Genomic DNA, 8,740 nt, shown 5'->3' with positions numbered 1-8,740 from the left:
TTAGTGACAAGTTCTATTCTTGGATATATCCGTTCACAAAAATTTTTAGCAAGATAAGCATTCGCACGCTCACGACCTTGTTCTTTTAATAACGTATCAAAGCGTTTATTAACGGTAATTTGAACAATTTTAGGTTGTTCTGAAAGTAGCGTTTGCGCATTTGCTAATGCTTTGGCTCTTTTTTCTTTTTCATAAAGTTCTGGATAGGTCGGAAATGGCCTTTTAATGGGTTTTAAAGGCTTGTAATAGGCAGTTTTCTTAACATTATTCATTGAAACGTTAATCATTTAAATCTCATGAAAATGAAAAATGGGATATTTTAAGTAGGTTAAGCGGCATAATATTTGTTATGCCGCTATTCGTTTTTGATGACGAGGTATTGCATGAGCAAATCTGATTACCTAACGCCTCTCATATTTTCCACATGATTAATTTCACTTTCTAATAACTGACTTATAGCCACATAATCAGGTTTTTCATTCAGCACATACATTTGTAATTTACGCAGGCGTGACGCATAACGGTCATTACAAACTTTGCGTTCATCTTGACGATTACAGTTAATGCAATCATAAATTAAAAATGCATCTGTTGAAGCGGCATCTAATACGGGGGTAAATGTTGGTTCTGTTATATTCATTTATTTATTTTCCTAAATTTAGCGTGTAAAAAGCTCTGACAAATCAATGTCATTAATTCTTTTCGGTTATTTAACTAAGGGGTAAGGCTAAGTTTTTTGGTAAAAATGCGCTAATGGCTTTTATATGATTAATGGCTTTGACGATATTAAAAATCTCTTTAGTGGTGAGATCTTCAAATTGGCAATCGTGGCGGCTTTTATCAATATTCGCCATATAGAAAATAACGCCTAAAAACTTTTTATTTTCTTCGTGATGCTCATTAAAACGGTCGCGCATTTCTTTTATAAAATATTTCAGCTCATCATTTTTTAAACCAAAGTGTTTTGATTTAATTTCTGATGTTTTATTAAGCCCATTAATGCGCTGGTCTAATTGCATGTATTGGGCGCGTTGTTCTAGCTCTATCGGGTTCTGGTACATAATTTTTCCCTATATTCTTGCTAGTAAATAGATAGTGGCAAAAACAATTACAGGGATGATCACTTTTAAATCATTGTTAGATTTTGTTTTAAATGAATCGCCTGTAACTTTGTATTTATATTGTTGCTTGTGTGCTTGAGTCATATTGTCCTCTCTTATGAATAAAGTGCCGGATTTTAGCCATGTCCGGCTCATGTTTTGTGGTAAGATTGAATCGCTTACAAACAAACCTACCAAAGGAAATACTTATGTCAGAAGACCGTAAGGATTATCATCGTATTCACCGTCCCGCTCCGGCTGAACAAGCACCACCTAAACAGCAGCAACAGCCAACCGAGGAGCAGGATAAAAAATAAGGATTTATCATGACCAAACAACCAGAAAGAAACCTCGTTTTTGAAGCTAATTACTCTCTTTACCTTGAAGAAATGACGGGTACTTTTAACCGCCGATGTAATCAATTTTGTTCTTTTACCCAGTTGTTTCTTGGTGCTTCTGTTTTCGCAAGTACACAACTCGGATGGCTGTTTGGTTTTATTATTGCTTTTGTCTCCGCGATGCAATTTGGTTTCAAATTTGGCGAAAAAGCGGGTAATGCCAAGGCTCAAGCGAATCGTTACCGTATTTTGATTGATGAAATCCCTCATCTGTCTGAAAGTGAAATCATTAAACAAATACAAACTATCGAAAAAAGCGATACGCAAGTGTTGACTTCTCTCTATAACCCCGCGAGAAAAAGAGCCAGTATTGCTATACATGGTTATGATTTGGAAAGTAAATATCCCCTCACGACATGGGAAAGAATCATTTCTATCCTCAGTGGTGGAATTCCTAAATAGTATTGTCATAATCACACCATTAATTGACTGAATCCCGCAACCGTATCTATTGCAGTAACAAACGCAGGAGATGATTGTAGACGAGCTGAAATTGTCACACCGACTAATGCTAAACAACGGATCGCATTATTAACACTCTGTTTAATTTCAGCGGAACGGGCATTATTAATTCGACCTGCCAAAACTACTTGGCTTGCTAGCTTTCCAACTTCGGCTGTTGCATTTAAAATATATGTAGGGAAATTTCCCCCACTGGCATTATTTAAAGGTACTGACGGCTGACATTGAAGTTGCTCTAACAAACCATCAATTAAAGTTGCATCTTCTGTTGCATCCGTTACGCTTACAATATCAGCACAAGTAAATTGATGCGGTTGTTCAGGATTTAACTTATTACGCAACATTTGCGCATTCATGCCGATTGCTTCCGCTATCTGAACAAGATCGCCTTTATGAGCAATCGCAAAAGCGCGACACGCATTATCAAAGTGATTTTGTTTGGAAACCTGATAATCAAACATAGATTTTACTCTTATCCAAATTCACTATTAGTGAATACGTTAACCACGAAACGTGAGGTAAATTAGATGTACCACTCTTTATAGTACGCATCCCAATCAATATATACTCGTTCATGAGAACTTTTTTTGGGTTTGATTTTTAGCTTTCCGTTACTCATCCATGTACGAGCAGTGCGAATTTTGATATTTTCACGCTCACAGAACTCAGATAACGGAATCCAGCGACGCTTGTCGCTCATATCTGTTGAACATTGTGTTTTCATGAGGCAAACTCTCTTGTTAACTGTAATTTTCGTTAGATATCGACAGATATCGTTATATTTTCGATATGAGAAATTTACTTTACGAATCGTGAATTGTCAACTCGATTTGTATTTTTAATTTCTTTAAGTGATAAATTCGGAGTGCTTGATGAGTGAATCTTTTGATTTTATTTCATGCCCAGACAATGCAAACGTCTTAGATAGAATAATGGAAGCCTATGGTTTTTCATCAAAATTAATGATGGCTGAACATTTTAACATGGGTGCCAGTGGAATATCAGGCCGCTATAAACGCGCTGTTTTTCCCGCAGATATGGTTGTTCGCTGTTCAATAGAAACGGGGGCAAATTTAGAATGGTTAACATTTGGTAAGGGTAAGCCATTTGATAATGAAAAAGTAGATATTCTCAAACTGCCTAATTTTCGTTTAGTGAATGGTGAATTAATACCTGCTAGCAATGTAATGTTTGATAAGGCGATGTTCAAGAATACCGCACCACTACCCGACGAACCAAAATCAATACAAGAAGATAACACTTACTACATCATTGATAATAAATTCAGTGATATTTTTGACGGTAAATGGTTAGTGGATATTGAGGGAAAAATCAGTGTTCGCGAATTGACTCGAATACCAATTAAGAAAGTTCGCGTATCGGGAGTTGGCATACCTTTTGATTGTGATTTAGAGGACTTAACTGTGTTAGGTCGTGTTATTACTATTATCGAAAACCAATAATAAAATGACTGTTAGAAAAATTGAATCTGGTGAATGGCTCTGTGACATTCGTCCTAATGGTGTTAATGGTAAGCGAATACGCAAAAAATTCGCCACGAAAGGTGAAGCTCTTTATTACGAGAAATATATTCTCGGGGAAATGGAAAATAAACCTTGGCTTGGTGAAAAACAGGACAACAGACGGTTATCTGATTTAATTAATCAATGGCATGATTTATACGGTAGGACATTAACAGATGTAGACCGTATGATGTCAAAGCTAAAAGCTATCTGTGCAGGGCTAGGCGATCCAATCGCATCACAACTAACCGCATCTGATTTTAGTTTATATCGTGAGGGTCGCTTAAAAGGTGAAATACCTGATGTTAATGGGCGGTGCATGGAAATAAAGCCTGTTACGGTTAATCATGAACAACGCAATTTATCAGCAGTCTTTGGTACTTTAAAAAAATTAGGTCATTGGTCTTTACCTAACCCTCTTGCTGGCCTACCTACTTTTAAAGTTGATGAAAGCATGGTCACTTTTCTATACAAAGACGAAATCAAAGTTTTACTAGATGCCCTTGCTGAATCTAAAAGCGATAGCGTTTTAATGATAGCAAAAATATGTCTTTCAACTGGCGCAAGATGGAGCGAAGCTGAAAACTTAGAAAGTAGCCAAGTAACTCCATATCGTATTACTTACAAAAACACAAAAAGCAAAAAAGTAAGAACTGTTCCTATTTCAAAAGAACTTTATAATGAAATTCCCAAAAAAAGGGGAAAGCTATTTACCCCTTGCCGTAAAACTTTCGAAAGAACAGTAAATAAAGTTGGCATCGAACTACCAGAAGGACAATGTACACACGTTTTACGCCATACATTCGCAAGCCACTTTATGATGAACGGGGGGAATATTTTAGTATTAAGAGATATTCTTGGGCATTCCGATATAAAGATGACAATGATATATGCTCATTTCGCCCCTAGCCATTTAGAAGATGCAGTCACTAAAAACCCACTATTTTTACTGGATGAATAATCATTGCTTTTAACATCGATTGCAATTTATTATGTCCACTTAGTGTCCATATAACTAATTAATTAACGCTAGACGTCGTTAGTTACCGTCAGTTATCGGTAGTTAAATAATTGATTTTTCTAGTAGCTCATTGTTTTACCTATACCTCTTTAGAGAATGTAGAAATTTCGGACGCGGGTTCAACTCCCGCCAGCTCCACCAAAATTCTCCATCGGTGATTACCAGAGTCATCCGATGAAGTCCTAAGAGCCCGCATGGTACAAGCCCTGCGGGCTTTTTTGTATCCTCAATTTGTCCAGCTAAGTCTGAAGCCAACTAATTAAATCCGAACCTTTTAGGCCCATTGATAGTCCCAACGATAAGCTATAAGGTCTTCATTGGGTCTAAAGCATTGAGACTCATCATGGTAAGAAAAACTAAACCGTCAGGATACGGAAAACAAAATAGCTAAACCTAAAGATGCTGACTATATTCTGTAAAATGAGATTGACTCATTTTGCTTGTTAAATATAGCGGTAGTAAACTCTGGCAGTTCCGATACTACGATCTTTGACAAAGATGAAGTTGTCTCCTTTCTGGAAATGACGAAACCACTGAGTAATAATCAAAATTTATCTTTCCCAACCGCATCAAACCGGCTCAGTCCATTAACAATTAACAATCAAGTAGTAAATTTCCGCCTGATGTCATTGAAATAGCGCTTGCTCTTATAAACAAAAAAGAGGTATGTAGTGTTTATAACTGCAGCGATTACCTTTAACAGCGCCGTCCGATGATACAATGGTGGGCTGATTTTGTTATGGCTACGGATCGTGGAAATATGTTTGTGGGTGAGATGAAGGAAGGCAGCTTGTTGGATGATGTGTGTTAACTCTGTACTAATTTGGCCGTGTTTTGCGGCCAAATCAGACTGTCGGCTATGAACGAGGAGCAAACTTAATCATAAATTGAACTCAAATACGGAAAACATTAGACGACTTTGCTTTTCATTGATTTCTTCCAAGTAGCTAATACAACTTTCTCAGCGGAAAGTCCAAAAAGTGAGGTTAATTTCTGACGTTGAGATTCATTTTCAACATAGATATATCTTATATTAGCCAAAAAAAATCTGAGTGCATAAGGTGCTATTTTTTCATTGTATTTTATTTTATCTTCATTATATTTAGAGAAGTCCAATGATATTCTTCCACCCTTAATTTGCTGGATTGTTGGAACAAACCGCCACTCGTTCTCATACTTAAAATCAAAGTCTTCTTCACCAAAGTAACTATTGTAACCAGAGACATGCTTTATAAAACACTTCAACTGAATAACGGGAAGTCGAAGGTGTTTCGGTAACGTACCAACTTGGCGAGATCTTAGTAAAGCTATAAGTCCTAAAGCCGCTGGAGAATTTTTTTCAATATAATTTACAGGTGATAATCCATTTTGCTCAGCCCATTTTTTGCATAGAGCAATTCCATATCTACCGTATGTTATTATTTTTTTATATAATTCATTATGTTCATACTCACTAAATGAAACCATAGGGTGAGCAGATCGAGAAACTACTTTCCCTCTTTTATCACCAAAATATTCACCACAATAATGCAGTAAAAATGATTTAGATGAAATAATCGAAATTAGATTTTCAAATCTATTAGTAAAGTGAATGATCATGATCAATCCGTTTGTTCATCTTATTTAATTAAAATACCGAGAGTTAACTCTTTTGAAATTTGTTCATTAGCGATAGGTTTACTAGCGTCTGTGATAATCCTATTATCATTTAAAATAACGAATGATGAGTACTCTTTCAATGCTACTTTATCGAACTCATAGATTAATTCTCGCACCGGCATTTCTCGTGCTTCAATATTTACTCATTAATTGAATTGGTTGCATCACAGCATTAGATACAGAGTCTTGTATCTTGCCGTTTGAGAGCTCTCAAAGAATCACCTGAAAGTATGGTCATAAATTAGGACATAACTCAGTTTTCTCTTCTCTTTTATTTAGCGATAGGTATGCAGTAAATTAAGTCAGAAAGGTTAAAAGCACCGAACATTATGATAAATTTCTCACGATATATAGAGCATTTGAAATTTAAATATAGTCCGCGCATTGCCAGTTGGTTGATTTATCTTTCAACCTATCGTGCCCAATGTGATTTAAAAGCAAATGGCCCAATTGGTGTATTGGTCGATAATACAGTACTTGCGCATGCGACAACTCATAAAACAGCTTGGGTTTCCATGGGCCAGAAACTTTGGGGCAAGCATTCTATCGAAACTGGGTACTTAGCACGAATTCCGGTTCATCCAGTTAATACTAAAGTGCGCGAATATGATGAGATCGTCTATCTTCCGGGTCTCATCTTTCTTCAAAAGGCGGGATTCTTAACTCTTTATTCGTCTGCTGAACTATATAACGAGCAATTCTATCAGCCACTTGGGCGCTTTCGAAGGTGTGGGTATTTTGACTATAACCTGTTTGAGAACGTGTTGCTGGAGAGTATTGACGACCATATGTTTTCTTCTCTTGGCTCATCGTGGATGAGACCTCCAGATCAACGCGAACAACTATTCCAGCTGCTAAAGAAAATGGAAGCTGAAGATCCTGAATATGCATCCCTCGTTGCAGTCCTCGGCAAAAAAATAGTCAAGACGCATGGCATATACGGACCGCAGAAAAGTACAACCTTTTCTGCTTTCTCACGATGGATTTCAAGCTAATTAAAACCCTAAATGCACAACGGAACTCGCCACGAATTCAATCTTTGAAAACATCTGTTATGACGCCTGCCATGTTAGGAAAACGCCTGCGCCTTTTTCCAATAGCACCTCACATCCTGAGCTATAACAACGCGACTTTTCCTGTACGGAACGATTTTGTATGTATTGATTGAAAGCAGATAAAGACAGTATTTGCTTTTATTGAAATAGATATTTGATTTTTACCATTACCAAAAATGATTGCTTATTCCGCTGAAGTATTATTTAAAAAAGCTAAATTAAGGTTATCTAAACGATAAAAATCTTCCCATATTCTCATAAGACATCTCTATTTTTATGATGATTATTAGTATGTTAGATATTTCAGAATATCATCACTAAATAGAAGGAAGTATTAATTTTAATGAAAAAGATAAAGCTTAATAGGCTATTTTTGTTTATTTAATTTAAGCTAATTTTAATAAAAATTATTTGTTTAATTAATATTAAATTTACTAATAAATAATTTAATTTTGTTTAACTTGATGCTGTTTTTGTTGCCACACAAAATTCGTTAGCATTACCAAGCTGGCCACTTAAGCAATAATTATTTTATTTTTTTCAACGGAAAAACTTACTAACTACAAATTTAAATAACACTAATATATTGATACGAACGTTCATTTGAAGCTACCAATTTGCTCAATTAGCATAATAACCACACAAACAATAACCACCAAAACAATTAACATAAATGTTAATTTTATGTTAAGATTATAAGTGTGATATATATCATAATTTTTACCTATCTATCGGAGGATTAATTATGAAATCAACTATTAAAATTCTCATTATTACTACACTTTTGTCATCTAACTTTTTTGCTTTAGCCGGTGACAAAACACCTAGCAGTAGCACTGTAAAAGATAAAGATGCAATCTATTTTAAAGGTAATGATAAAGCAGTAGGTGATGATAACGCAGTAGATGATGATTACGCAGTAGAAAAAAACTGCAATCCTCCCACTCATGAATATAGCGGCGAAGGCTGTATTGATATTCGATAGTAAAATTTAATGTAAAGTTAAATAATATTAAGCAGACATTAACAGAGATAAGGCAAAACTTATCTCTGTCTTGAGCATTAATAGCTGGTAGCCTAATTAGCTATCTCTATTTAACTTGTTAAGTAATATCTTCTATTTTTCGCTGGAAAACTATCCACACAACAAAATAGTAATGAAAATGTTAAAAATATAATTATTATCAGTATTCATTTTTACGCTTTTAGGAGGATAGACGATGAAATGGCGATTGAAAATTTTTACTATTAGCTTGTTAGTCGGTTTTAACTCACTTTCTTTGGCAAATAATAGCGATACATTAATTTATACTACTGATAATCAAAATGACGACGTAATAGAGATAATAAACTTAAAAGAAAGTAAACGAGACGAAATGAAAGACCTGTGTAAGAAGAAATTTAAAAATTCACCAGAATGTGATAAGCAAAAATTTATTGACCGCTACGCCCTATTCCTAGAAAACTTTCCTGACAAGAAAGAGAATAATTAAAGCAAGCAAAATCGAAAAAAAAGCAAATT

Annotated in this window: 11 protein-coding genes and 3 pseudogenes; 8 read left to right on the top strand and 6 right to left on the bottom strand. The window is 35.3% G+C overall.

Translation table 11 applies throughout. From position 1 onward, the window contains the following. The 3 genes and pseudogenes from H1X92_RS05715 to H1X92_RS05705 all read right to left on the bottom strand — a co-directional run. Positions 1-287, bottom strand: a pseudogene (locus tag H1X92_RS05715) (replication endonuclease); the annotation flags it as partial. Between the two features lie 110 nt (positions 288-397). After that, on the bottom strand, positions 398-640 hold the full coding sequence (locus H1X92_RS05710) for a hypothetical protein (RefSeq protein WP_225506954.1): 243 nt from the start codon (positions 638-640) through the stop codon (positions 398-400). Between the two features lie 70 nt (positions 641-710). Beyond that, positions 711-1,061 (bottom strand): DUF5347 family protein, encoded by a 351-nt coding sequence (locus tag H1X92_RS05705; protein ID WP_180559249.1) that lies wholly within the window; start codon positions 1,059-1,061, stop codon positions 711-713. 365 nt (positions 1,062-1,426) lie between these two features. Between H1X92_RS05705 and H1X92_RS05700 the strand changes: the two genes are divergently transcribed. Next, positions 1,427-1,900 carry a hypothetical protein gene (locus tag H1X92_RS05700; protein ID WP_180559248.1) on the top strand — a complete coding sequence of 158 codons (474 nt, stop codon included), beginning with the start codon at positions 1,427-1,429 and terminating at the stop codon, positions 1,898-1,900. Between the two features lie 11 nt (positions 1,901-1,911). Here the strand turns inward: H1X92_RS05700 and H1X92_RS05695 are convergent, their stop codons facing one another. Beyond that, the gene (locus H1X92_RS05695; protein WP_180559247.1) at positions 1,912-2,421 is read right to left on the bottom strand and encodes a phage regulatory CII family protein; all 510 of its coding nucleotides are present in this window, start codon (positions 2,419-2,421) and stop codon (positions 1,912-1,914) included. A 62-nt stretch (positions 2,422-2,483) separates the two neighbouring features. Continuing rightward, positions 2,484-2,684 (bottom strand): hypothetical protein, encoded by a 201-nt coding sequence (locus tag H1X92_RS05690; RefSeq protein WP_180559224.1) that lies wholly within the window; start codon positions 2,682-2,684, stop codon positions 2,484-2,486. Between the two features lie 148 nt (positions 2,685-2,832). Here H1X92_RS05690 and H1X92_RS05685 point away from each other — a divergent pair, with 148 nt between their 5' ends. The 4 genes and pseudogenes from H1X92_RS05685 to H1X92_RS16205 form a co-directional block, all read left to right on the top strand. After that, positions 2,833-3,423: a phage repressor protein CI gene (locus H1X92_RS05685; protein WP_180559246.1), complete on the top strand. Its 591-nt coding sequence runs from the start codon at positions 2,833-2,835 to the stop codon at positions 3,421-3,423. A gap of 4 nt (positions 3,424-3,427) precedes the next feature. Then, positions 3,428-4,444 (top strand): site-specific integrase, encoded by a 1,017-nt coding sequence (locus H1X92_RS05680; protein WP_180559245.1) that lies wholly within the window; start codon positions 3,428-3,430, stop codon positions 4,442-4,444. 403 nt (positions 4,445-4,847) lie between these two features. Next, positions 4,848-4,988 (top strand): annotated as a pseudogene (locus H1X92_RS16210) (integrase); the annotation flags it as partial. Positions 4,989-5,117: 129 nt separating this feature from the next. Next, positions 5,118-5,315, top strand: a pseudogene (locus H1X92_RS16205) (integrase); the annotation flags it as partial. A 98-nt stretch (positions 5,316-5,413) separates the two neighbouring features. Here H1X92_RS16205 and H1X92_RS05675 read toward each other — a convergent pair. Then, positions 5,414-6,103 carry an abortive infection system antitoxin AbiGi family protein gene (locus tag H1X92_RS05675; protein WP_180559244.1) on the bottom strand — a complete coding sequence of 230 codons (690 nt, stop codon included), beginning with the start codon at positions 6,101-6,103 and terminating at the stop codon, positions 5,414-5,416. Positions 6,104-6,492: 389 nt separating this feature from the next. Here H1X92_RS05675 and H1X92_RS05670 point away from each other — a divergent pair, with 389 nt between their 5' ends. From H1X92_RS05670 to H1X92_RS05660, 3 genes are all read left to right on the top strand, one after another. Further along, positions 6,493-7,158: a hypothetical protein gene (locus H1X92_RS05670; protein ID WP_180559243.1), complete on the top strand. Its 666-nt coding sequence runs from the start codon at positions 6,493-6,495 to the stop codon at positions 7,156-7,158. Positions 7,159-7,963: 805 nt separating this feature from the next. Continuing rightward, positions 7,964-8,203, top strand: coding sequence for a hypothetical protein (locus H1X92_RS05665; RefSeq protein WP_180559242.1), 240 nt, complete (start codon positions 7,964-7,966; stop codon positions 8,201-8,203). 235 nt (positions 8,204-8,438) lie between these two features. Further along, positions 8,439-8,711, top strand: a complete 273-nt coding sequence (locus tag H1X92_RS05660) for a hypothetical protein (RefSeq protein ID WP_180559241.1) — start codon at positions 8,439-8,441, stop codon at positions 8,709-8,711. Positions 8,712-8,740 lie beyond the last annotated feature (29 nt).

Origin of the sequence: Arsenophonus endosymbiont of Apis mellifera (assembly GCF_903968575.1) — a bacterium.
GTDB lineage: Bacteria > Pseudomonadota > Gammaproteobacteria > Enterobacterales > Enterobacteriaceae > Arsenophonus > Arsenophonus apicola.
The sequence above is the reverse complement of the archived record's forward strand: the minus strand, read 5'-3'. Positions and strand labels throughout refer to the sequence as shown.

Bases quoted from the DNA above. Each gene is read 5' to 3' on its own strand.
- H1X92_RS05685 (WP_180559246.1), top strand. From the start codon at position 2,833: ATGAGTGAATCTTTTGATTTTATTTCATGCCCAGACAATGCAAACGTC.
- H1X92_RS05690 (WP_180559224.1), bottom strand. From the start codon at position 2,684: ATGAAAACACAATGTTCAACAGATATGAGCGACAAGCGTCGCTGGATT.
- H1X92_RS05680 (WP_180559245.1), top strand. From the start codon at position 3,428: ATGACTGTTAGAAAAATTGAATCTGGTGAATGGCTCTGTGACATTCGT.
- H1X92_RS05665 (WP_180559242.1), top strand. From the start codon at position 7,964: ATGAAATCAACTATTAAAATTCTCATTATTACTACACTTTTGTCATCT.
- H1X92_RS05710 (WP_225506954.1), bottom strand. From the start codon at position 640: ATGAATATAACAGAACCAACATTTACCCCCGTATTAGATGCCGCTTCA.
- H1X92_RS05705 (WP_180559249.1), bottom strand. From the start codon at position 1,061: ATGTACCAGAACCCGATAGAGCTAGAACAACGCGCCCAATACATGCAA.
- H1X92_RS05695 (WP_180559247.1), bottom strand. From the start codon at position 2,421: ATGTTTGATTATCAGGTTTCCAAACAAAATCACTTTGATAATGCGTGT.
- H1X92_RS05700 (WP_180559248.1), top strand. From the start codon at position 1,427: ATGACCAAACAACCAGAAAGAAACCTCGTTTTTGAAGCTAATTACTCT.
- H1X92_RS05660 (WP_180559241.1), top strand. From the start codon at position 8,439: ATGAAATGGCGATTGAAAATTTTTACTATTAGCTTGTTAGTCGGTTTT.
- H1X92_RS05675 (WP_180559244.1), bottom strand. From the start codon at position 6,103: ATGATCATTCACTTTACTAATAGATTTGAAAATCTAATTTCGATTATT.
- H1X92_RS05670 (WP_180559243.1), top strand. From the start codon at position 6,493: ATGATAAATTTCTCACGATATATAGAGCATTTGAAATTTAAATATAGT.